26 protein-coding genes are annotated in these 20,374 nt (G+C 72.0%); 16 read left to right on the forward strand and 10 right to left on the reverse strand.

All coding sequences use genetic code 11. The annotated features are described in order from the left end of the window. Positions 1 to 5: 5 nt before the first annotated feature. The 7 genes from QRN40_RS07495 to QRN40_RS07525 all read left to right on the forward strand — a co-directional run bounded on the left by QRN40_RS07495 (position 6) and on the right by QRN40_RS07525 (position 5,309). Positions 6 to 1,061, forward strand: coding sequence for a hypothetical protein (locus tag QRN40_RS07495; RefSeq protein WP_285114933.1), 1,056 nt, complete (start codon positions 6 to 8; stop codon positions 1,059 to 1,061). Further along, positions 1,058 to 2,326, forward strand: coding sequence for a 6-phospho-beta-glucosidase (locus QRN40_RS07500; RefSeq protein WP_285114935.1), 1,269 nt, complete (start codon positions 1,058 to 1,060; stop codon positions 2,324 to 2,326). The genes QRN40_RS07495 and QRN40_RS07500 overlap by 4 nt, the downstream gene beginning before the upstream one ends. A 73-nt stretch (positions 2,327 to 2,399) precedes the next feature. Continuing rightward, positions 2,400 to 2,714, forward strand: coding sequence for a DUF7882 family protein (locus QRN40_RS07505; protein WP_285114936.1), 315 nt, complete (start codon positions 2,400 to 2,402; stop codon positions 2,712 to 2,714). A gap of 71 nt (positions 2,715 to 2,785) precedes the next feature. After that, entirely contained in the window at positions 2,786 to 3,277 is a 492-nt protein-coding gene (locus QRN40_RS07510; RefSeq protein ID WP_285114938.1) for a hypothetical protein, read from the forward strand. After that, a complete protein-coding gene (locus tag QRN40_RS07515; protein WP_285114939.1) occupies positions 3,258 to 3,719 on the forward strand; it encodes a DUF6098 family protein in 462 nt (153 codons plus the stop codon). Before QRN40_RS07510 ends, QRN40_RS07515 begins: the two co-directional genes overlap by 20 nt. Beyond that, complete coding sequence (locus QRN40_RS07520) at positions 3,712 to 4,347, forward strand: hypothetical protein (RefSeq protein WP_285114940.1); 636 nt, start codon at positions 3,712 to 3,714, stop codon at positions 4,345 to 4,347. Before QRN40_RS07515 ends, QRN40_RS07520 begins: the two co-directional genes overlap by 8 nt. Then, positions 4,344 to 5,309 carry a glycosyltransferase gene (locus tag QRN40_RS07525; protein ID WP_285114941.1) on the forward strand — a complete coding sequence of 322 codons (966 nt, stop codon included), beginning with the start codon at positions 4,344 to 4,346 and terminating at the stop codon, positions 5,307 to 5,309. Before QRN40_RS07520 ends, QRN40_RS07525 begins: the two co-directional genes overlap by 4 nt. Positions 5,310 to 5,319: 10 nt before the next feature. Here QRN40_RS07525 and QRN40_RS07530 read toward each other — a convergent pair whose 3' ends face one another. The 5 genes from QRN40_RS07530 to QRN40_RS07550 all read right to left on the reverse strand — a co-directional run bounded on the left by QRN40_RS07530 (position 5,320) and on the right by QRN40_RS07550 (position 9,365). Beyond that, the gene (locus QRN40_RS07530; protein ID WP_285114942.1) at positions 5,320 to 6,210 is read right to left on the reverse strand and encodes a hypothetical protein; all 891 of its coding nucleotides are present in this window, start codon (positions 6,208 to 6,210) and stop codon (positions 5,320 to 5,322) included. Positions 6,211 to 6,290: 80 nt separating this feature from the next. Next, positions 6,291 to 6,998 carry a hypothetical protein gene (locus QRN40_RS07535; protein ID WP_285114943.1) on the reverse strand — a complete coding sequence of 236 codons (708 nt, stop codon included), beginning with the start codon at positions 6,996 to 6,998 and terminating at the stop codon, positions 6,291 to 6,293. Between the two features lie 95 nt (positions 6,999 to 7,093). Then, a complete protein-coding gene (locus tag QRN40_RS07540) occupies positions 7,094 to 8,617 on the reverse strand; it encodes an FAD-dependent oxidoreductase (protein WP_285114945.1) in 1,524 nt (507 codons plus the stop codon). A 45-nt stretch (positions 8,618 to 8,662) separates the two neighbouring features. Further along, positions 8,663 to 8,944, reverse strand: coding sequence for a hypothetical protein (locus QRN40_RS07545; RefSeq protein ID WP_285114946.1), 282 nt, complete (start codon positions 8,942 to 8,944; stop codon positions 8,663 to 8,665). Positions 8,945 to 9,026: 82 nt separating this feature from the next. Next, complete coding sequence (locus QRN40_RS07550; RefSeq protein WP_285114947.1) at positions 9,027 to 9,365, reverse strand: hypothetical protein; 339 nt, start codon at positions 9,363 to 9,365, stop codon at positions 9,027 to 9,029. Between the two features lie 87 nt (positions 9,366 to 9,452). Between QRN40_RS07550 and QRN40_RS07555 the strand changes: the two genes are divergently transcribed. Genes QRN40_RS07555 through QRN40_RS07570 form a run of 4 tightly spaced genes read left to right on the forward strand, consistent with a single transcriptional unit; the run spans position 9,453 to position 12,695 of the window. Next, complete coding sequence (locus QRN40_RS07555) at positions 9,453 to 10,064, forward strand: flavodoxin family protein (protein WP_285114948.1); 612 nt, start codon at positions 9,453 to 9,455, stop codon at positions 10,062 to 10,064. A gap of 27 nt (positions 10,065 to 10,091) precedes the next feature. Then, positions 10,092 to 10,862, forward strand: coding sequence for a putative protein N(5)-glutamine methyltransferase (locus QRN40_RS07560; protein ID WP_285114949.1), 771 nt, complete (start codon positions 10,092 to 10,094; stop codon positions 10,860 to 10,862). A 49-nt stretch (positions 10,863 to 10,911) separates the two neighbouring features. Then, positions 10,912 to 11,727: a TspO-related membrane protein gene (locus tag QRN40_RS07565; protein ID WP_285114950.1), complete on the forward strand. Its 816-nt coding sequence runs from the start codon at positions 10,912 to 10,914 to the stop codon at positions 11,725 to 11,727. 44 nt (positions 11,728 to 11,771) lie between these two features. Next, positions 11,772 to 12,695 (forward strand): AEC family transporter, encoded by a 924-nt coding sequence (locus QRN40_RS07570; protein WP_285114951.1) that lies wholly within the window; start codon positions 11,772 to 11,774, stop codon positions 12,693 to 12,695. Positions 12,696 to 12,729: 34 nt separating this feature from the next. Here QRN40_RS07570 and QRN40_RS07575 read toward each other — a convergent pair whose 3' ends face one another. Further along, positions 12,730 to 13,245 carry a tetratricopeptide repeat protein gene (locus QRN40_RS07575; protein ID WP_285114952.1) on the reverse strand — a complete coding sequence of 172 codons (516 nt, stop codon included), beginning with the start codon at positions 13,243 to 13,245 and terminating at the stop codon, positions 12,730 to 12,732. Between the two features lie 9 nt (positions 13,246 to 13,254). Continuing rightward, positions 13,255 to 13,800, reverse strand: a complete 546-nt coding sequence (locus QRN40_RS07580) for a TOPRIM nucleotidyl transferase/hydrolase domain-containing protein (RefSeq protein WP_285114953.1) — start codon at positions 13,798 to 13,800, stop codon at positions 13,255 to 13,257. Positions 13,801 to 13,870: 70 nt separating this feature from the next. Here QRN40_RS07580 and QRN40_RS07585 point away from each other — a divergent pair, with 70 nt between their 5' ends. After that, positions 13,871 to 14,260 carry a hypothetical protein gene (locus tag QRN40_RS07585; RefSeq protein ID WP_285114955.1) on the forward strand — a complete coding sequence of 130 codons (390 nt, stop codon included), beginning with the start codon at positions 13,871 to 13,873 and terminating at the stop codon, positions 14,258 to 14,260. A gap of 10 nt (positions 14,261 to 14,270) precedes the next feature. Here the strand turns inward: QRN40_RS07585 and QRN40_RS07590 are convergent, their stop codons facing one another. After that, complete coding sequence (locus tag QRN40_RS07590; RefSeq protein WP_285114956.1) at positions 14,271 to 14,804, reverse strand: hypothetical protein; 534 nt, start codon at positions 14,802 to 14,804, stop codon at positions 14,271 to 14,273. A gap of 28 nt (positions 14,805 to 14,832) precedes the next feature. Continuing rightward, positions 14,833 to 15,105, reverse strand: coding sequence for a TetR family transcriptional regulator (locus tag QRN40_RS07595; RefSeq protein ID WP_285114957.1), 273 nt, complete (start codon positions 15,103 to 15,105; stop codon positions 14,833 to 14,835). An 83-nt stretch (positions 15,106 to 15,188) separates the two neighbouring features. Between QRN40_RS07595 and QRN40_RS07600 the strand changes: the two genes are divergently transcribed. Beyond that, entirely contained in the window at positions 15,189 to 16,118 is a 930-nt protein-coding gene (locus QRN40_RS07600) for an aldo/keto reductase (protein ID WP_285114958.1), read from the forward strand. A 326-nt stretch (positions 16,119 to 16,444) separates the two neighbouring features. Then, on the forward strand, positions 16,445 to 17,647 hold the full coding sequence (locus QRN40_RS07605) for a GDSL-type esterase/lipase family protein (RefSeq protein ID WP_285114959.1): 1,203 nt from the start codon (positions 16,445 to 16,447) through the stop codon (positions 17,645 to 17,647). Between the two features lie 28 nt (positions 17,648 to 17,675). Here the strand turns inward: QRN40_RS07605 and QRN40_RS07610 are convergent, their stop codons facing one another. Continuing rightward, a complete protein-coding gene (locus tag QRN40_RS07610) occupies positions 17,676 to 18,563 on the reverse strand; it encodes a 5'-3' exonuclease (protein ID WP_285117457.1) in 888 nt (295 codons plus the stop codon). A 103-nt stretch (positions 18,564 to 18,666) separates the two neighbouring features. On the opposite strand from QRN40_RS07610, the gene QRN40_RS07615 reads away from it, so the two are divergent. Beyond that, complete coding sequence (locus QRN40_RS07615; RefSeq protein ID WP_285114961.1) at positions 18,667 to 19,071, forward strand: NUDIX hydrolase; 405 nt, start codon at positions 18,667 to 18,669, stop codon at positions 19,069 to 19,071. A gap of 70 nt (positions 19,072 to 19,141) precedes the next feature. After that, positions 19,142 to 20,356 (forward strand): alpha/beta hydrolase family protein, encoded by a 1,215-nt coding sequence (locus QRN40_RS07620; RefSeq protein WP_285114963.1) that lies wholly within the window; start codon positions 19,142 to 19,144, stop codon positions 20,354 to 20,356. Positions 20,357 to 20,374 lie beyond the last annotated feature (18 nt).

A 20,374-nucleotide genomic window follows, 5' to 3' on the forward strand; every position in this document is an offset into this window, starting at 1 on the left:
CATATTTGCGGCAGGATGGGCGCGGCGAAAGGACGACGCTCATCACCCCCACGCACTCAGCCGCGCATCCCGGACTGTCCGTCGCGATCGACGGCGGCAACTCGAAGACCGAGGTCGTCGTGCTCGGCGCCGGTCCGGACGGCCTGCAGGAGCGCACCCGCGCCATCGGACCCGGCAGCGGCACAGGCCCGAACGCGGTCGCGGCGGCGGTCTCCGACCTCCTGATCGAGGGCGGAGTCGACGTCGCCGCGGTCCGCCGCGTGTCGGCCGCGGTCGCCGGGCTCGACTTCCCGGGCGACGAGGTCGGGCATTCCGCCGTCTTGAGCCGACTGTTCCCGAACGCGGAGGTGGACGTGGTCGGCGACGCCGTCGCCGTGCTCGACGCGGGCGCAGGCCTCGGCGATGCGCTCGCCATCGTCTGCGGCGCAGGCCTCAACGCGATCGCTCGTGGCCCGTACGGACTGACGACCGTCCCAGCACTCGGCTGGCCGAGCGGCGACGGCGCTGCCGGCGGCGGCGATCAGCTCGGTCGCGAAGCGGTCCGTGCTGCCGCGCGCGCCGAGGACGGCCGCGGACCCGCGACGACGCTGCTGCCGCTGGTCCTCGCCGCTACCGGCACCGCGGACACCATCGCACTCGCACGCGCGATCCGGGACGGCGCCGTCACGATGCGCGACGTCGGCGCGCTCGCCGCGACCGTCACCCGCGCCGCTGCCGAGGGCGACGCGGTCGCCACCGCCCTCCGGGATGACGCGGCACGTGAGGCCGTCCTGCTCGCGTCGGTGGTCGCCGGCCGCGCGTGGGGCGGTGCGGTCTCACCCGGAACCGCGGCCACCCCGGCCACCCCGCCCGCCGCCGCCACCATCCCACCCGGCACCCCGGCCGTCCTCGCCGGTGGCGTCTTCTCCGACCCCGGGTTCCGCGACCTCGTCGCCGACGGCCTGCGCGACCTCGGCTTCGACCCGCGTCCGCTCGAGTTCCGTCCGGTCGACGGCCTCGTCCGGGCCATAACCAAACGCGCCGAACCCACCGAACGCACCGAACGGAAGGATCCGCGATGAAGGTCACGGTCATCGGCGCCGGCTCCACGTACACCCCGGAGCTCGTCTCGGGCCTGTGGAACGAGCGCGAGCGTCTCACCGTTGACGAGCTGTGGCTCATGGATACCGACGGTCCCCGCCTGGAGATCGTCGGCGGCATGGTGCGCCGGATGCTCGCGCGCCAGGGCGCCGAGGTCCCGGTGACGCTGACCACGAATCGGTCGGCGGCGATCGAGGGTGCGGATGCGGTCCTCATCCAGCTGCGGGTCGGCGGTCAGCGGGCGAGGCTCCAGGACGAGCTGTTCCCGCTCGCCTGCGGGTGCGTCGGGCAGGAGACGACGGGAGCGGGCGGCCTCGCCAAGGCGCTGCGCACCGTCCCCGTCGTGCTCGACATCGCCCGCGAGGCCCGCGAGCGGGCCAAGCCGGACGCCTGGATCGTCGACTTCACGAACCCGGTGGGCATCAACACCCGGGCGCTGCTCGATGACGGCCACAAGGCGATCGGCCTGTGCAACTTCGCGATCGGCGTGCAGCGCTGGATCGCGCGCGAGCACGCGGTGGAACCGCACCGCGTGGAGGTCGACCCGGTCGGTCTCAACCACCTGTCGTGGGTGCGTCACATCCGCGTGGACGGTGTGGATGTGCTGCCCGGCATGATCGCGGAGCGCGCCGACGAACTGGGCCGCCGCGGCGGCGTCACCGGCGACCTGATCCGCGATCTCGGCGTGCTCCCGTCCTACTACCTGAAGTACTACTACGCCCATGACGCGACGGTCGCCGAGCTGAAGGCGGGCACTCCGCGCGCGACGGTCGTGGCGGACGTCGAGCGCGAGCTGCTGGCGCTGTACGCGGACCCGTCCGTCGACACCAAACCGCCGCAGCTGGAGGCGCGCGGCGGCGCGTTCTACAGCGAGGCCGCCACCGCCCTGCTGGCCTCCCTGGTCGCGGGCACGGGGGATAACCACGTCGTGAACGTCTGGAACCACGGTCTGATCGCGGGCCTCGCGGACGACGACGTGATCGAGACGCTGTGCCGGGTGGATGCGTCGGGCGCGACGCCGCTGCCGCAGGCGCCGGTCGCGCCGGAACTCGTCGGGCTGATCCAGCACGTCAGCGCGTACGAGCGGCTGGCCGCTCGGGCCGCCGTGACGGGGGACCGCCGCCTGGTCCGGATGGCGCTGCTCGCGCATCCACTCGTCGGCCAGTGGGACCGCGTGACAGGTCTGGAGAAAGGACTGTTCGAGACCGGCGGAGAGTTGCTGCCGCAGTTCGCCAGCACCCCCTAACCACGGAGTGGTACCGGTGTCAATCCCCCTGACACACCGCAAATCCGCTGCCTCGTTAGGGCACTATGAGGTCATGGGAAAACTCGTCTACGGAGCGGGCCAGGAGTACGACCTCGATGACCGCGTGCTCAGCCACGTCAAGCTCGCGGTCGTCGCCAAACTCCGGCGTCACGAGAGCTTCCTTCTGAACTGGGATGTGCCCGTCGAGCAGGGCTCCGGTCGCGTCTCCCTCTGGATCAGCCGAGAGGTCCCGCTGGCGTTCCAGTTCAGCGGCAGCCGTCCGCCGGCCATCAACCCGCAGTGGTTGGAAGCTCTCATGCACACCTCTCAGCGCACCGGCGGGATGGTCATCATGTCCGAGGAGGACGTGGCGCGCCACCTGCCCTAGCGGGAGCCGCACTGTCGAGCAGCATCGTCAATCCCCTGCTTTCGGGGACACAGTCGATTTAGCTTGCTTGCATGGGCGAATTGACGGCGACGGCGGTGCTGATGATGTTGCCGCGGCGCGCCCGCACTCCGGTCGCCGTCCTCGTGGATGCGCCGGTCCCGTCCTCCCTGCGGCTCGACGTCTTCGGAGGCCGCGACCTGTTCGTGCGGATGCGGCGAGGTCCGGGCGTGCACGGACTCAGCGAGCCGTACCGCGAGCAGTCGAGGGACGACTACCCGGCCGAGTCCGAGCCGGCGATCATCGTCGACTCCGATCGCTACGTGCAGGCGCGGTTTGCCTGTTCGGCCTCGGTGTTCGGGGCGACGGACGTGGTCGTCCTCGTCCCCGAGGACGCGGAGGGCGAGGCGCCCTCGCGCATCCGCATCCCCATCCCGTCGCTCGACCGCCCGTCCTGGCACGAGTTCGAACTCGTCGCGCGCACCCGCATGGAGTGCCGCTACCGCATCGCGGATGCCGCCGACTCCACCCCGACCGGAGGTTCCCGTGCTCTATCAGCTCTCTGAAGTCGAGCAACTGCTCGATACCGGTCCCGGCCTGTACGTCCGCTTCTCGGCCGGCTATGCGGCCGACCTCGAGGAGGGCTCCGTCGACGCCGAGAGCGGGCTCCCGCTGCCGGGCCTCGCGGCGCAGCTCCTCGACCCGGAGCCCTGGTGGACGCTTCCCCGGTCCGAGTGGATCGCGCGGCGGCTGAGCAGGCTCCCGGCCCCGCGTCACCCATCGCCGGACGGCCCGCGTCCCGAACCGTTCGCGTGGCTCCTGCGCGGCCGGCCGGTGGGCCGCGGGCCGGAGGGCGAGACGCTGCTGACCGATGTCGAGGTGGTCGGCCGGCTGGCCGAGTGCCTGATCGAGCAGGCGGATCGGGTGTGGGGCGCGCGCTTCGACGCCGAGCTCGGGCGTCGCGCGGCGGACGCGGAGGCGGAGCCGGTGTCGGTGGCGCATGCGTGACGCCGCACGGGTCGATGCCACCGCGCTGCTGCAGCTGATCTCGGACAGCCCGTCGGGCGGCACCGCGATCGTGCTGCGCACTCCCGAAGCGCCGCCGTTCGTGGTCATGGGCGACGACACCGAGGAGGGGTTCTCGCGCCTGCGTCGTGGCGCCATCGCGTACGGGGTTCCCGAGCTGTATCAGGCGTTGCCGCGGGACATGCTGCGGACGGGCCACATCCTGCACGTGCGCGACGACCACCGGCCGGCGCGCGTCGACAAAGCCGGCTCGATCTTCGGGCCGGCGCCCGAGAAGCTGTGGGTTCCGCTCGGGGATGACGGACGGCCGTTCGCGAGCATGCGCATCCCGATCCCCTCCCTGGAGCGCCCCGCCTACGTCGAGTTCGCCCTCGACCGCGACGGCGACGTGCTCGAGTACCGGCTCGTCGGTGAGGCGCGACTCGGCGACGGCTACATCTGCCCGTACTGCGGCAAGCTGTGCCCGCAGAAGGAGCCGCACACAGCCGCGCACGGCGTAGCGGGTCACACCCACGCCGGTGTCGCCGCGGGTCAGGACCAGGACGGACCGGCTCCGGAGACCGGTCCGCTCGAAGTACGGGGCCACCCGGGCACCGGAACCCGGCTGTGAGCCGCGCCCTGCGGCTGCTCGTGTGGCAGGTCCACGGCGGCTGGATGGACGCGTTCGTGCGCGGCCGCCACACCTACCTGCTGCCGCTCGACGCGGCCGGGGAAGGCGGCGTCGGAGCGCGTCCGTGGCCGGCGAACGTCGTCGACGTCCCCGAGGCGGAGCTCGCGACCACACCGTTCGACGCCGTGGTCGTGCAGCGGCTGGAGGAGTTCGACCTGGTCGAGCAGCTGACCGGCCGTCGTCCGGGCGTGGATGTGCCGGTCGTCTTCGTCGAGCACAACACGCCGCAGGAGGGTGTGCCGAACTCGCGCCATCCCCTCTCGGACCGCGACGACCTGATCATCGCTCACGTCACCCACTTCAACGCCCTGTTCTGGGACACCGGTTCGACGCGCACGACCGTGATCGAGCACGGAGTGGTCGACTACGGCACACACTTCACGGGCGAGCTGCCGCGGGCAGCGGCCGTCATCAACGAGCCGGTGCGCCGGTGGCGGGTGACCGGCTCGGACCTGCTGGGCGGCTTCGCCGCGGTCGCACCGGTGGACGTGTTCGGGATGCAGGTCGACGGGCTCGCGCAGGCGCTCGGCGTGGGCGGGGACCGCGTGGTGGCCGCGGGCGACATCGAGGCGCCCCGGCTGTTCTCGGAGATCGGGCGCAGGCGCGTGTACGTGCATCCCAACCGCTGGACGTCGCTCGGGCTCGCCCTGCTCGAATCCATGACGGCCGGCGTGCCGGTGGTGGCGCTGGATGCGACGGATGCGCGCCGCGCGGTGGTGCCGGGCGTCGGCGCGATCTCGTCCGACGTCACGGAGTTGCACGACGCGGTGCGGGCGTTCGTGGACGACCCGGGACGCGGGGCGGAGGCGGGTGCGCGGGCCCGCGAGTGGGCGCTCGAACGGTTCGGACTCGGTCGCTACCAGTCCGACTGGGACGAGCTCCTGGAGCGCTGGGTCGGCTGAGCCGCGCGCGTCAGTCGTCGCGGGCGTCGCGCAGGTCGCGCTCGGCTTCGCGGACGGCGCGCTGTGCGTCCGAGAGGCGGCTCCGCAGCTCGCGTTCGGTGGCGCGCGCCTCGCTGAGTTCGTCCCCGATCCGCTGCAGTCGCCGCTGCAGCGACTCGCGTTCCGCCTCCAGGTCGCCGCGGCGGTCGACCGTCTCGTCGAGTTCGTCGTCCAGCGCGTCGGCGTCGGTGCGGGCCCGCTCGACGGCCTTCTCGGCGGCGCGGATGCGGCGCTGGCGCTCGCGGCGCTCGCTCGGCGATTCGGCGGGCGGCTCCGCCTCACCGGCCTCCTCGGCCTCGACGGGCTCGCCATCCGTCGCCGCCTCGCCGGCGTCGGCCGACCCGCCCGTCGCGGCCTTCCGCCGTCCCGCCTTCGGCGCGGGGAAGTCCTCGATCTCGACCGGCAGTGCGACCGCGTCGGACACATCCACCTGCTCGAGCCCTGTCGACTCGAGTGCGCGCACCAGCATCCCGCTCCGGACCGCGGCCGCCGCAGCCGCGTCGATCACCGCCGCCTGCAGCGTCTCCTCCACCTCGCGCTGCACCGCCGGGCTGAGGTCGAGGCCGTCCGTGGCTCGCTGCAGCAGGCGCTGCCGTTCCTGGGTGAGGGAGCGGATCTCGGCGCGGTCGCGCGACGCGAACGCCTCTCGCATCCGCGCGCCGATGTCGAGCACATCGCCGATGAGGTCGGGATGGTCGCGCACGAGTTCGTTGATCGCCGCGGCCGACGCCGATGGCTTGCGCAGCGTCTTGATCTGCTTGGCGGTCTCCCGATCCGCTTCGGCGGCCGCGGCGTTCCGCTTGGAGATGAAGTCGGCCGGTGCGGCAGCGTAGAGTTCGCCGGCCACATCCCGCAGGTCCATGCCGCGAGTGTACGCGCCCGCATACAGATCGCCGCCGCTGCCAGGAGTGCTCCCGGCAGCGGCGGCGATGTCGGCGCGTTCTAGGAGCGCGGGACCTTCGTGGCCTTCACGGCGGCGAAGTACTCGTTCGACGGGCGCAGCCACATCAGCACCAGCGCGACGACGGTCGCGACGAACTGGACGAAGCCCACGCCGTAGCCGGCGAGGATGTTGAGAAGGGACAGGGCCGTCAGCACGGTCAGGATGATGCGGGCCCAGTTCGCGCCGCGACGCATGAAGAACGCGAACAGGACGAACGTCACCGCCCAGAAGATGAGCGTGATGATCGCCCATACGGTCGCGCCGGCGATGACCGCATCCACGACGCTCTGCGCGTTCTGGCCCTGGGTCTGGTTCGAGTTCTGAACGGTGCGCAGGAACTGGTCGCGCTGTCCGCCGATGGTGGCGATCGTGATGATGCCGCTGATGACGCTGAGGACGGCGCCGACGACGTACAGCCAGAAGGCGATGTTGACGGTACGCGGCGGGACCGAAGGGTCGCCGACGGGTCCGCCTGCGGTGCCCGGTGCGGGGTAGCCCGAGGCCGATGCGCTGGACGCCGGGTGGGCGGCGGGCGGAGGCGGCGGAGCCGCGGGGAAGCCCTGGTCGGAGGCCGGAGGGGCCGGAGGGGCCGGGGGTGCCGGAGGAGTCGGGGCGGCCGGAGGGGTCGGGCCGGATGCGGGCGGCGGAGTCGTGGGGTCGTCGGCCCCAGCGGGGCGCGGCGTGCTCTCGTCGTCAGGAATGGTCATGCCGCGACCATACTCCCGCGCGGAACAGCCTGACTAGGGGCATGCGCACGGTCTCATCGCGGCGTCCGACCCTCCCGTTCCGCGAGGCCCAGCGGTCAGGCGGGGGTTTCGTCCGTGCGGACGGCAGGGGCTGGAGCGAGCGGCTGTGTGGCCGGCCCCTCCAGCACGGAGCCGTCCGGGGCGAAGCGCGAGCCGTGCAGCGGGCAGTCCCACGAGAGCTCGGCGTCGTTCCACCGCACGACGCCGCCCAGGTGGCTGCAGACAGCGGTCAGCGCGCACGTCGTCCCCTCGACCGTCGAGACGGCCACCGGCGTGCGGCCGCGTCGGCCGACGACGCCGGTGCCTTCGGCCACGGGCGCGTCGGTGAGCTCGGGAGCCGTCTGTGCGGCCGCCCACTTGGTGAGGGCGGCTCTGCCCACGCCCGCGTTCATCGCCACGCCCGAGGCGATGTCCACCGGCCGGGTCACCCGGCGGTGCATGACGCGCGCCCACTCGAGCGTTTCGCCGGTCAGGTCGGCCGCGAGGCTGAGCGCCGACGCGATCGCGTTCGTCATGCCCCACTTGTCGTACCCGGTCGCCAGGTAGACGCGGCCCCGGCCGCGGGGAAGCCAGCCGACGAAGGGGATGCGGTTGGCCGACCGGTAGTCCTGGGCGGCCCACCAGTGGGTGCGCTCGGCACCGGGGAAGGTGCGCTCGGCCCAGGAAGTCAGGTCGGCGAGCTTCTCGGCGGGCGAGTCCGCCCGGCCGGCCGGGTGCCCGTTGCCGCCGACGAGGAGCAGCGGGCCGCCGTCGGCGCCCGCAGCCGTCCGCAGCGACCGGGTCGGCGAGTCCGCCGAGATGTACATGCCCTGCGGGAGGTCGCCGGGGACGCGGTACGCGGTGACGTAGGAACGCGTCGGCTCCACCTTCGCGAAGTACAGACCGCGGTCGAGGATGGGCGTCCCGGTCGCGAGCACCACCTGGTCGGCCCGGGAGGTGCCGGAGGCGCTGGTCACCACGGCGGGTTTCGCGGCCGACACGTCGGTCACCCGTTCCCCCTCGACGATCCGTCCGCCCAGGCGGCGCACCTCGGCGGCGAGCGCGGCGAGCACCTGCATCGGGTGCACCTGCGCCTGACCGGAGAGGGTCAGGGCGCCCTCGACGCCGAACGGGAGCTCGGTGGTCCGCTCCTGGACGGCATCCAGGCCCGCGATGCGCGCGGCGGCGAGTTCCGCATCCAGCTTGTCGAGCCCGTCGAGGGTGGTCGCGTAGGTGACCGCGTCGCGCAGCTCGTACGGCACGGCCTGCTCCTCAAGGAAGTCGAGCAGCCAGCCCTGCCCGGCCGTGTTTCCGTCGACATAGGCGCAGAGGACGGCCTCCGACGCGTGCCGGCGGATGCCGGAGAGGGTGGTGCCCTGGAGCAGGCTGACCTTGCCGGTCGTGTTCCCGGTGGTGACCGCCCCAACCGTGCGCGCTTCGAGGACGAGCACGCGCATCCCGGACCGGGCCAGCATCAGGGCGGTGGCGAGTCCCGTCAGGCCCGCGCCGACGACGATCGTGTCGTAGTGCCCGTCCCATTCGAAGGTGTCGGTGGGGATGGGCGGTGAGGTCTCGAGCCAGAGGGACGTCGACGTCGGCATGCCCTGAGCATCCCCCACGGGGGCGCGGTGCGGAAGCGGTTGACTTCAGGCCAGCGAGTCGAAATCGAACCAGAAGGCGTCGTCGTCGTCTTCTCCGGAGGCGGCTCCGGAAGCGACGGGATCGCGGGGGATGGTGGCGGTCTCGATGCGCACGCGCGTCTGGGCGGTGACGAAGATCTCGCTCGGCGGCCGGCTGGACTGGGCGATCGCGACGAAATCGCCGTCACTCCGGCTGGCCTCGACCACTCGAGCTTTCAATTCCTCGACCGGGGCGCGGTCGACGAAGGTGAACCTCAGGTCGTCGATGTAGACGTGGAACACCTGCATTTACCTCTCCCCGGTCATCCGTTCCTGCCCGATAGTACGCGGGGAAGGAGGTTGCGCCAGTGCGGTCGCCGATCGCGCCGCGTCACAAGAGGTCGAGATCGATATCCGGGACATCCTCGATGCCGTGCTCGACGTAGGTCGCGCGCTGCGGGCCCAGGGCCGCGATCTTGTGCTCGCAGTCCGAGACGAACCGTTCATCGTGCAGCTCACCGCCGCCGTACGACTCCTCCTCGGCGAGCATCTGGCTGGCCGGTCCGAGCAGGAGCAGCACCTCGCCGGTGGAGCCGCCGTCGACCACGGCGGGGGCGTGCACCTCGGCTGCCCCGTTGGTGACCGCCAACGCTGCGGCGAAGCGCACGATGACGTCGGCGATGTCGTCGCCGGTGAGCAGGGAGCCGCTCGCGTAATGGATGCGCTTCATCACCCATCCATACGATCACCTGGGCGTGAGGTCAAGAGTCGCCCAGCAGACCTTGCGTATCGGGTGGGCGGCGCGTTCACTCGCGCCATGACCGATGACACCCGACCTCTGACCGCGCTCGCCCTCGTCTGCACCCTCAAGCCGTCGCCGGGGGAGTCGAGCAGTCAGCTCCTCGCACGGCAGGTGCTCGACGAGCTGGCGACGCACGATGTGACCGGCACCGCCGTCCGTCTTGCCGACTACGACATCAAGCCCGGCGTCGAGCTCGACGAGGGCGACGGCGATCAGTGGCCGCACATCCGGGAGCAGATCATCGCCTCCGACATCCTCCTGATCGTGACGCCGACGTGGATGGGGCACCTCTCGTCGATCGCGCAGCGGGCGCTCGAACGACTGGACGCGGAACTCTCCGAGACCGACGACGCCGGCCGGCCGCTGGTCGAAGGGAAGGTCGGGATCGTCGGCGTCGTGGGCAACGAGGACGGCGCGCACGCGATCATCGCCGACATCTTCCAGGGTCTCAACGACGTCGGTTTCAGCATCCCTTCGCAGGGGGCGACCTACTGGAACGGCGAGGCGATGGGCTCGGTCGACTACAAGGATCTCGACAAGGCCCCGGAGGCGGTGGAGAGCACCAACGCGGCGGTCGCCAAGAACGCGGCACACCTCGCCCGGCTGCTCTCCCAGCGCCCGTACTGAGCCGGCGCCGGCCGCTAGCATTGCGGCGTGCCGGAACCCGACCCCGCGATCGTCGCTCGCCTCCGCGCCGCCGGATGCGTCTTCGCCGAAGACGAAGCCCGGCTGCTGGCCGAGGCGGCCGGGACCCCGGCGGCGCTGGAGGACCTGGTGTCACGCCGGGTGGCCGGGGAACCGCTGGAGCCGCTTCTGGGATGGGTGGAGTTCTGCGGGATGCGCCTGCACATCGAGCCCGGGGTGTTCGTCCCGCGACGCCGGACGGAGCTGCTGGCGCATCGAGCGGCGGCGCTCGCTGGGGAGCGGTCGACGCCGCTGGTCGTCGACCTGTGCTGCGGTGCGGGAGCGATCGGCGCGGTCGTCGCAGCGGAGGTGCCCGACGCCGAGGTGTTCGCGGCCGACCTGGACGGGGCCGCGGCGCGCTGCGCCCGGTGGAACCTCCCCGGCGGCCGGGTCTTCGAGGGCGACCTCTTCGCGGCGTTGCCCCGCGAACTGCGAGGGCGGGTCGACGTGCTGGCCGTCAACGCCCCGTACGTCCCGACCGCCGCGATCGCCCTCATGCCGCCGGAGGCGCGCGACCACGAGCCGGGGACGGCGCTCGACGGGGGACCGGACGGGCTCGACATCCACCGCCGGATCGCTGCAGAGGCCGCCCACTGGCTGGCGCCGGGCGGTCGGCTGCTGATCGAGGCGGCGGCGGAGCAGGCGCGGGCGTCCGCGGGGCTGTTCGCCGCCGCCGGGCTGGCCGTACGCGTCGAATCGGACGAGGAGCTCGGGGCGACGGTGGTCGTGGCGTCCCGCTGACCCGGCCCGTCACTTCACCGCCTCGCCGTTCGGGACTACCGTGCGTCGCATGAGCACGCTCGCCGCCGCGCGGCCCATGGCCGCCGACCGCGTCCGCCAGTCGCTGGTGATCGCCGGAACCGTCGTCGCCCTGATCGGCGCCGTCGTCGGGTCCGGTCTTGCGGGCGGGACGCCCATCCCCGACGTCGCGGGCGGTGCCCTCAGCGCGGATGCGACCCTCCTCGCCCCCGCCGGCCCCGCTTTCGCGATCTGGTCGGTCGTCTACGCCGGCCTCGTCGCGTATGCGATCTGGCAGGCGCTTCCGTCGCAGGCCGCCCGCGAGCGCCAGCGCCGCGCGGGTTTCTGGGTGCTCGCCTCGCTGCTGCTCAACGCCGCGTGGATCCTCTCCGTCCAGGCAGGGCAGCTGGCGCTCTCGGTCGTGGCCATCGTGGCGCTGCTGGTCGTCCTCGTCGTCGCCTTCGTGATCCTCCGACGCCACCCCGGTGATTCGACGGCCGACGGCGTGCTGCTCGACGGGGTGGTCGGCCTCTACCTGGGCTGGGTGATGGTGGCGACCGTGGCCAACGTGACCTCGCTGCTGCAGGTGGTGGGGTTCGACGGTCTCGGCGCCAGCCCCCACGCGTGGGCAATCGGGATGCTCGCCGCCTTCACGGTCATCGGATGCGCGCTCGCGATCTGGGACGGGGGCCGCTTCGCCCCCGCGATCGCCTCGGCCTGGGGACTGGCCTGGATCGGCGTCTCCCGCTTGACCGGAACACTCCCGTCCGCACCGGTCGCCATCACCGCCTTCGCCGGTGCCGCGCTGATCCTGCTGGTCACGCTCGCCGTGCGGGTCTCCCGACCGTCCCGCGGAACGGTGCGCTGACCCGGCGGTGACGGGCGCGTCCGTCCCTCCCGTACGCTGTACCGGTGGGCGGTGTGCTGACCGGGTTCGGGATCATCGCCTTCGTCATCCTCGTGGGCTATGTCGCCGGACGGCTACGGATCGGCGGCCCGACCGCCCCCTACGTCCTCAACCGGATCGCGTTCTTCGTGACGAATCCGGCTCTGCTCTTCGTCACGCTCGCCCGGGCGGACCTGCATGTGGTGTTCTCCACTCAGCTGCTGGTCGCGGCGATCGCCGCACTGGTGAGCGCCGGGGCGTTCGTCGCGCTCTCCCGGGCGTTCTTCCGGGCGCCGGCGCCGGAGACGACGATCGGGGCTCTCGGCGCGGGCTACGTCAATGCGAACAACATCGGCCTCCCGGTGGCGGTCTACGTGCTCGGCAGCGCGTCGTACGTCGCGCCCGTCCTGCTGCTGCAGCTGATCGTGTTCGCGCCGATCGCCCTGACCGTGCTCGACTCGACCAGCCGGGGTTCCGTGTCGGTGCGTTCGATCCTGACGCAGCCGGTGCGCAACCCGATGATCATCGCCTCGGTGCTCGGAATCCTGGTGGACGTCAGCGGGGTGCAGGTGCCGAATGCGCTGCTCCAGCCGTTCGTCCTGCTCGGCGGGGCGGCCGTGCCGCTCGTCCTCATGGCGTTCGGGATGTCGCTGGTCGGCTCGCGCCCGCTGCGGGCCGGCACGGGTCGCACACCGATCGCGGTGGCCGTCGTGCTGAAGTCGGCCGTCATGCCGCTCGTCGCGTTCCTCGTCGCGCGCTTCGCCTTCGGGATGGAGGGCCAGCCGCTGTTCGCCGCGGTCGCCCTCGCGGCGCTGCCGACGGCGCAGAACGTCTACAACTTCGCGGCGCGGTACGAGCGCGGTATGCCGATCGCCCGCGACGTCGTCCTGCTCACGACGATTTTCGCGGTGCCCGCCCTGCTGGTGATCGCGGCGCTGCTGGCGCCCTGACCGGTCCGGCCGCGGCGAAAGTCCCCGTCGGCCCTCAGCGCGACGCGTCGAGCGAGCGCAGGTACTCCGCGTTGCCGCGGACGGCGATCTCGTAGCGCTGCAGGTCCGGCGAGGGGATGCGATCGGCCGCCAGCTCCATCAGCTCCGCCACCGCGCCGTCGCTCCGGCCGGCGGCGTGCAGTGACAGCGCATGCCAGACGCGCAGCGAGTCCGACTCGGGGAAGAGCTGGCGGCCGCGCTGCAGTGCCGCCAGCGACTCGTCGAACCGGCCGAGGTTGCGGAGGGTGCTGCCGTACTGCACGAGGCAGCGGCGGAGCGCGTCCCCGTCGAGCCCTGCCGCCAGGGCCCGCTCGTAGTATCCGGCCGCCGTCTCCTCCTCGCCCGCGGTGTCGTAGGCGCCGCCCACCTCGTAGAGCACGTGCGGGTCGGTGGGATGCTGGGCCAATACGTCAAGCAGCGCAGCGATCGTGGGGGCCATGTCGGCGCGGTCGCGGGCGTCGAACAGGTTGCGCAGGCGCTCGAGCAGTGCGGGATCGGTGGTCGCGGGCATCCCGTAACCCTAGACCGCTGCCGCGGCCGCGAGCACGACACCGCGCAGCGGCGCCGGAAGGTCGCCGGCCGACAGGGCAGCCGTCAGCGCCGTGCCGTAGTGCTGCTTGCGACCGGAGGTCGTCCCGAGGAACCGGTGCAGCTGCGCCTCGACCGGGCGCTGACGCTGCGCGGGCTGCTGCTGGAACGTCCGGAACAGCCGGAGGTCGCCCTCCTCCTCCAGCACCGCCTCAGCCCGGTCGATGCCCAGTGCGCGCAGCAACTCCGCCTCCAGGTCGGGGCGGCACACGAAGACGGACTCCGGGGCGAGCCCGGCGCGCTCGAAGAACCGCACCTCGCCGGCGTCGCACAGGCCGCACAACGGCAGTCCGGCCCCGCGGGGTCCGAGCTCGCCGGCGAATCGGCGCACGCTCATCGCGCCGCCCATCGGGACCACGGCGACCCCGCCCGCGGTCAGGTCGGTCCCCAGCAGCCGCGCCGCCTGCAGCACGGCGGCCCGGTCACTGGCTCCCTCGACCAGGATCGCCGACCGTGCGCCCGTCCGCTGCGTCGTCACCCTGACATTGTGCCCCCGGGCCGCGTTCCGCACCTGTCGCGTTCGGCGCCGCGCGCGTACCGTGCACGCCATGAAGATCATCACCTTTGCCGCAGGAATCGCCGTCGGGTACATCATCGGATCGCGCGCGGGGCGTGGAGCCTACGAGGACATGCGCCGCAGGTGGCGCGGGTTCGCCGAGTCGGACACCGTGCAGCACGTGAAGGGCGACGTGAAAGACCTCGCCGGACGCGCCGCGTCCGACGTCGGGGGCAAGGTCAGCGAGACCGTGAGCAAGGTCACCGACAAGGCCTCCGCGAAGATCGACCAGGTCACCGGTAAGGGAAGCAGCAACGGCAGCAGCAGCACCGGCAGCAGCAGCACCGGCAGCAGCAGCTCCGGCAGCAGCAGCACCGGCAGCAGCAGCTCCGGGACCGGCACCAGCTCTTCCGGTGACGCGACGCCGTCGCCCGCCGTCTGACTTCTCGCGTTCAGGCTCCGTCGGGCGGGTGGGACAGCAGTTCCACCCGCTCGGCGAGGTAGCCCCCGAAGTCCCGCGCGCCCGCATCCCCGGCCGTCGCGCTCCACCGGACCAGCGCGTGGCCGTCCCGCACGAACAGCGGGCCGCGCGCCTCCCGCAGCACCGCCGCATCCAGAGGGATGGGCGGCGCATCGAAGTTCACGGTCTCGCCATCGCGGAAATGCCCGCGCTGAGCGGCCGCGCGGAGAGCGCGCCTGTGCTCCGCGGACTCGGACTGGTACTGCGGTCGCCCGGGCGGCGTCGCCCGGACGAGCGTCCCCGTGGCTCGGAGCTCGCCGGAGGCATCCAGCAGGAACACGCCCAGTCGCCAGACGTGCCCGACGCGTCGAAGAACGGGCTCGCGCGGGATGAGCAGCTTCCGCCGCGCGGGGATGTACTCGGCCAGAGTTTCCTGGCGTGCGTCCGCCGACTCGAGCCGCGCGACCGCATCCTGAATGGCCGCGCTGATCCCCTCGATCGCCGCCGAATCGCTCCCGTCGCTCACGCGTCGAGCCTACGACCGGCGCGGGCCGCTACGGGGCCGTGCGGATCGAGAACGAGTTGTCGTCCGTGACCAGGAGGAGCTCGACGCCCGCGTCGTGTCGCAGCACGACCAGTGCGGAAGCGTCGGCGGCGGCCACGCGCTCGACCTGGTTCAGGAAGATGCGCGCCATCTCGTCGGTGACCCGGAAGTCCCTCCCGAGAGCGTGGACGATGTAGCCGGACCGCGTCTGCGTACGATGCCCCAGGCCGGTCTCCTGCGCGAAGTCATCGACAGCGACATGGAAATCAGGCGTCATGGTCATCGGGTGCTCCTTCTCTAGCCTTCCCGACGGTAGTCGCGGAATTCCGCATATCCAGGGGGTTGACGAGGGGTTAGATGGTACGCATGAAGACGTTCACCTTCCCCCGGTCCGACATCACGGCGTCGAACATCATCCTCGGCCTCATGCGCATCTCGTCTCTCGACGACGAGCAGATCCGCACCCTCGTACGCACCGCGCGCGACGCGGGCATCACCATGTTCGATCACGCCGACATCTACGGCGACGAGCGTCACGGCTGCGAGCGCCGCTTCGGAGACGCCGGCGCCATCCCGGCGGCGGAGCGCGACCAGGTCGTCATCCAGTCGAAGGTGGGCATCCGGGACGGCTTCTTCGACTTCTCCCGCGAGCACATCGTGCGCTCGGTGGATGAGTCCCTCCAGGCCTTGCGGACCGACTACCTCGACATCCTGCTGCTCCACCGTCCCGACACCCTCGTCGAGCCGGAGGACGTGGCTCTCGCCTTCGACGAGCTGCAGGCCGCGGGCAAGGTCCGCGCCTTCGGCGTCTCCAACCAGACGCCCGGGCAGATCGAGCTGCTGCAGCGTTCGCTGTCGCAGCCGCTCATCGCCAACCAGGTCCAGCTGAGCATCACGCACGCGCCGGTCATCGCCCAGGGCGTCGCCGCCAACATGGCGGGGCTCGACCAGTCGATCGACCGCGACAACGGCATCCTCGACTACGCCCGGCTGCACGACATCGTGCTGCAGGCGTGGTCGCCGTTCCAGAAGGGCTTCTTCGACGGCGTCTTCCTCGGCGACCGCGAGAACTTCGCCGACCTGAACGACGTGATCGACGAACTTGCCGAGAAGTACGGCGTCACGCCGACCGCGATCGCGGTGGCCTGGATCACGCGCCACCCGGCCGGGATGCAGGTCGTGCTCGGGACGACCAACGACCAGCGGGTGCGCGACTCCGCGGCCGGATCCGAGATCCCCCTCACCCGCGAGGAGTGGTACCGCCTCTTCACGTCGGCCGGGCACATCCTGCCGTAACCCGCTCTCCCACCACCCCGGGCGTCGGCGGTAAACGGAGGAGGTTTCGCCTCCCCCACCAGATTCCTCCTCCCTTTCCTGCGTTCCGGCCTCCCCGCTTCCGCCTCTCCTCCCTTTCCCACCGCGTGGGAAAGGGAGGAGAGATGGGATGCGGGAGGCGCGAATGCGGAGAACGGAGGAGATCGGAGCCAGGCGCGGCGTCGGTTCCTCCGTTTCCGGTGCGGTCGGGCTGGCGGTGCGGGGATCGGGGTACAACGGCGGCGGTCAGCGAACACCCGGCTGCGGGGGGATTCGGGCGCGCGACGGGCTCAGGTTACGGTCGGACCGTGCACGACCGGAGGCTGTCGCTGCGCCGCCGGGTCGCGATGTGGATCTGGCTGGCGCATGTGTCCGCCGTACGCGCGCGACTCGTCCGCCCGGTCGGCGGGCGCCAGGCGTTCGTCGCGGGACGGAATCCGCTGCGGGTGCTGCTCATCGGGTCAGGACCGGCCGTCGGCTGGGGTGTCGGAAGCCACGACCTCGCGTTCGCCGGGGCCATCGCGCGCTCTCTCGCCGCGTCGACCGACCGCGGGACCGTCGTGGATGTCGTCCCGCACCCGTCGGCCGGGGTTCGCCGGCTCAGCCGGATGTTGCAGGCCGTCCACCTGGAACGCTACGACGCCGTGGTGATCAGTGGCGCGGTCGCCGACGCCCTGCGGCTACGGGAGCCGCGCGCCTGGGGCGAACGCCTGCGCCGGCTGCTCGAACAGGCCAGGACCACCGGGCCACGCGCGGTGGTGTGGCTGGGGGCGCAGCCGATCCGGTCGATCCGTCCCTACGATTCGGAGCGCGGCCAGGTCGCCCACGACCACGCCGAGCGTCTCAACGCGGTGGCCCGCATCATCTGCGCGGAGACCGGGGCTCACTTCGCCGGCCTGTCGCGCACTCAAAGCGACTCGCGGCGGCACCGCACCCCCTCCGACTATCTGTTCTGGGCTCGCCAGATCGTGGATGTGCTCGCGCCCTCCCTTCAGGAGCACCCCTCCCCTCCGGCGTCGGCACACCGGAGCAACGGCTCCGCCCGTGCCGAGGCGATCGAGCGGCTGCGACTCAGCACGCACGGCCAGGACGCGCGGCTCGAAGGCATCGTCGGAACGGCCAAGCGGACGCTCGGTACGGAGATCGCGATGTTCACGGTGCTCGACGACACGCAGGAGTGGCCGCTGGCCTCGACCGGGTCGGTGCTCGAGACGATCCCGATCGAGCAGTCGGCGTGCATCCACACCATCCAGACGCCCGATGGCATGGTCGTGCCCGACGCGGCGGTGGACGGACGGTTCGCCGCCAACGCCCTGGTGACCGGCCCGGCCGGGCTGCGGTACTACGCCGGGTACCCGGTGGAAGCGCCGGACGGCACACGTATCGGCGCGCTCTGCGTCTTCGGACGTTCCCCGCGGGCGTCGGCGGACGGTGCGGCGGACCTCGATGTCCTGCGGGAGCTGGCCCTGCTGGCGCAGCGCGAACTGTGGCGCTGGACGCCCGAGGCGTAGCAGGGCGACGCGCGGGCGCGCGACCCGCTCAGCGGTCGAGCGACCCGCCGAGGCCCCAGCGCTCGGAGAGTGCGGCAAGCGCCTCCCGCTGCTCGGGCGACGGCGGCGTGAGCCGTGCATCCACGTCGGGGAGAGGGAGGTCGCGCACCACCTCGACGACGCGCGGAGCGACCGCCAGGTAGTCGGACGCGGCGGCGAAGCGGGCGCGGGCGGCCGGCTTCATGCCGCTCGAGGAATCCTGCGACGCCGCGATGATCCCGGCGAGGTCGCCGTAGTCGGCGAGCAGCGCGGCGGCGGTCTTCTCGCCGATGCCGGCAACACCCGGTAGGCCGTCCGAGGTGTCGCCGCGCATCGCCGCGAAGTCGGCGTACTGGTCGGCGCGCACCCCGTACTTGCTCTCCACGACGGTCCCGGTGAGCACCTCGAGGTTGCTCATGCCGCGCGCGGTATAGATCACCCGGACCGTGCGCGCATCGTCCACCAACTGGAACAGATCGCGGTCGCCGGTCACCACGTCCACGGGTCCGGGCGTCTGCGTCGCCAGTGTGCCGATGACGTCGTCGGCCTCGTGGTCCGCTGCGCCGACGATCGGGATGCCCACCGCATCCAGCACCTCGCGGATGACCGGGACCTGCGTGACGAGCGCTTCGGGGGTCTCCTCCACATCCACCCCGCCGGGCACGGCTCGCGCCACCCGGTGCGCCTTGTAGCTGGGAATGAGGTCGACCCGCCATCCCGGGCGCCAGTTGTCGTCCCAGCAGGCGATCAGGGCGCCGGGCTGGAAGTCCGTGACGAGCTTCGCGATGATGTCGAGGAAGCCGCGCACGGCGTTCACCGGGGTGCCGTCCGGCGCCTTCACCGTGTCGGGCACGCCGTAGAAGGCGCGGAAGTACAGGGAGGCGCTGTCGAGCAGCATCGTCGGACCGGTCACGCTCACGATCCTGGCACGGCGGGCGCCGAGCCGGAACGCTTCCCGTCGGCGCGGGCCGGCGAGGCGGCTCCGCCGGTAGCGTGGTGGCGTGACGCCCGCTCCCCTCATCGTCTCCGCTGTCGCCGTGCTCCGCGATCGCCGGATCCTCATGGTGACCGCCCGCGGGCGGGACGTCTACTACCTGCCCGGCGGCAAGGTGGATGCGGGCGAGACGGCCGAGCAGGCGGCCGCCCGGGAGGCCTTCGAGGAGGTGGCGCTCGAACTGTCGCCCGACGGCCTCGAGGAGCTCTTCGAGGTGCGGACGCAGGCGCACGGCGAACCGGACGGCCGGCAGGTGCACATGCGGGTGTTCCGGGCGTGGACGGACGACGAACCGGTCCCGTCGAACGAGGTCGGCAGCATCCACTGGACGACCAGCGCGGATGCCGTGCGCTGCCCGCCCGCGGGGGTCGAGGTGCTGCGGCAGCTCGTCGAACGCGACCTCATCGACTGACGAATGCGCGTGGCCCGGCCACCCGCACGAGGGATGGCGCGCGGCCCGGGACTCGCGCCAGGCTGTCGTCATGGCGCGCACCCACGAGTTCCGGTTCTCGGGCAATCCCGACTTCGACTTCGAGATCCGCACCACGATCGGCCAGGCCTTCAGCGGAGCCGCCGACATCGGCGAAGTGCTCGCCGCGGTCGAGGGCATCGGCGAGAAGGACCACGACGGATGGTTCCGCGCGTGGCTGGCCCTCGGCGATCGGGTCGCAGCTCAGGGCGAAGCCTCCGCGCAGGCCGGACACTCTGCGAGCGGCGCGAGTGCCTACCTGCGGGCGGCCTCCTATTACGCCTCTGCGGTGAACGCGGTCGCGTCGCTGCCCTCGGAGGATGAACTGCTGCCGACTTTCCGGAAGCACCGTGCCGCGTGGGATAGCTGGGTCGACCTGGTCGACCTCGACATCGCGCGGGTCGACATCCCGTATGAGGACACCACGATGCCCGGTTACCTGTTCCGGGCCCCCGGCTCTGCCACCGAGAAGCGGCCTGCACTGGTCGTGGTGAACGGCAGCGACGGCGCGCTCACGAGCCTGTGGTCGTCGGCCGTCTCCGGTGCGCTGCGACGCGGATACCACGCACTCGTCTTCGATGGCCCGGGCCAGCAGTCGATGCTGTTCGAGCACGACCTCCCGTTCCGGCCGGACTGGGAGGCGGTGCTCACGCCCGTCCTCGACTTCGTGCTCGGCCAGCCGGGCGTGGATCCGGACCGCGTCGCCCTCTACGGCATCAGTCAGGGTGGCTACTGGGTCCCGCGCGCCCTCGCCTTCGAGCACCGGTTCGCCGCCGCGATCGCGGACCCCGGGGTCGTGGACGTGTCGACTTCGTGGACCGACCACCTCCCCGCGAACATGCGCAAGCTCCTCGACGAGGGCGAGGACGCGAAGTTCGATCGCGACATGGAGTTCGGGATGAAGTTCTCCCACGACCTCGCCAGCACCTGGCGGTTCCGTGCCCGGCCCTACGGGACGACGGGCTACGCCGAGACGCTCCGTGCGGTGCTGCAGTACACCGTCGAGAAGGTCGCGGGCCAGATCACCACCCAGCTGCTCATCACCGACCCGGAGCACGAGCAGTTCTGGCCCGGGCAGTCGGAGCGGCTGGCAGCGGCGGCGCCGTCCGTCTCGACGCTGACGCGGTTCACCGCCGCCGAGGGGGCGGACTTCCACGTCCAGCCGCTGGCACGGGCCCTGACCGAACAGCGGATGTTCGACTGGCTGGACGAGCGACTCGGCCGCTGAGCGGACACCGCTCTTGCC

This window comes from Leifsonia sp. fls2-241-R2A-40a (assembly GCF_030209575.1).
GTDB lineage: Bacteria > Actinomycetota > Actinomycetes > Actinomycetales > Microbacteriaceae > Leifsonia.

Coding starts and splice junctions, on each gene's coding strand:
- QRN40_RS07500 (WP_285114935.1), top strand. CDS start 1,058: ATGAAGGTCACGGTCATCGGCGCCGGCTCCACGTACACCCCGGAGCTC.
- QRN40_RS07505 (WP_285114936.1), top strand. CDS start 2,400: ATGGGAAAACTCGTCTACGGAGCGGGCCAGGAGTACGACCTCGATGAC.
- QRN40_RS07510 (WP_285114938.1), top strand. CDS start 2,786: ATGGGCGAATTGACGGCGACGGCGGTGCTGATGATGTTGCCGCGGCGC.
- QRN40_RS07520 (WP_285114940.1), top strand. CDS start 3,712: ATGCGTGACGCCGCACGGGTCGATGCCACCGCGCTGCTGCAGCTGATC.
- QRN40_RS07530 (WP_285114942.1), bottom strand. CDS start 6,210: ATGGACCTGCGGGATGTGGCCGGCGAACTCTACGCTGCCGCACCGGCC.
- QRN40_RS07535 (WP_285114943.1), bottom strand. CDS start 6,998: ATGACCATTCCTGACGACGAGAGCACGCCGCGCCCCGCTGGGGCCGAC.
- QRN40_RS07540 (WP_285114945.1), bottom strand. CDS start 8,617: ATGCCGACGTCGACGTCCCTCTGGCTCGAGACCTCACCGCCCATCCCC.
- QRN40_RS07545 (WP_285114946.1), bottom strand. CDS start 8,944: ATGCAGGTGTTCCACGTCTACATCGACGACCTGAGGTTCACCTTCGTC.
- QRN40_RS07550 (WP_285114947.1), bottom strand. CDS start 9,365: ATGAAGCGCATCCATTACGCGAGCGGCTCCCTGCTCACCGGCGACGAC.
- QRN40_RS07555 (WP_285114948.1), top strand. CDS start 9,453: ATGACCGATGACACCCGACCTCTGACCGCGCTCGCCCTCGTCTGCACC.
- QRN40_RS07565 (WP_285114950.1), top strand. CDS start 10,912: ATGAGCACGCTCGCCGCCGCGCGGCCCATGGCCGCCGACCGCGTCCGC.
- QRN40_RS07575 (WP_285114952.1), bottom strand. CDS start 13,245: ATGCCCGCGACCACCGATCCCGCACTGCTCGAGCGCCTGCGCAACCTG.
- QRN40_RS07585 (WP_285114955.1), top strand. CDS start 13,871: ATGAAGATCATCACCTTTGCCGCAGGAATCGCCGTCGGGTACATCATC.
- QRN40_RS07595 (WP_285114957.1), bottom strand. CDS start 15,105: ATGACCATGACGCCTGATTTCCATGTCGCTGTCGATGACTTCGCGCAG.
- QRN40_RS07600 (WP_285114958.1), top strand. CDS start 15,189: ATGAAGACGTTCACCTTCCCCCGGTCCGACATCACGGCGTCGAACATC.
- QRN40_RS07610 (WP_285117457.1), bottom strand. CDS start 18,563: ATGCTGCTCGACAGCGCCTCCCTGTACTTCCGCGCCTTCTACGGCGTG.
- QRN40_RS07620 (WP_285114963.1), top strand. CDS start 19,142: ATGGCGCGCACCCACGAGTTCCGGTTCTCGGGCAATCCCGACTTCGAC.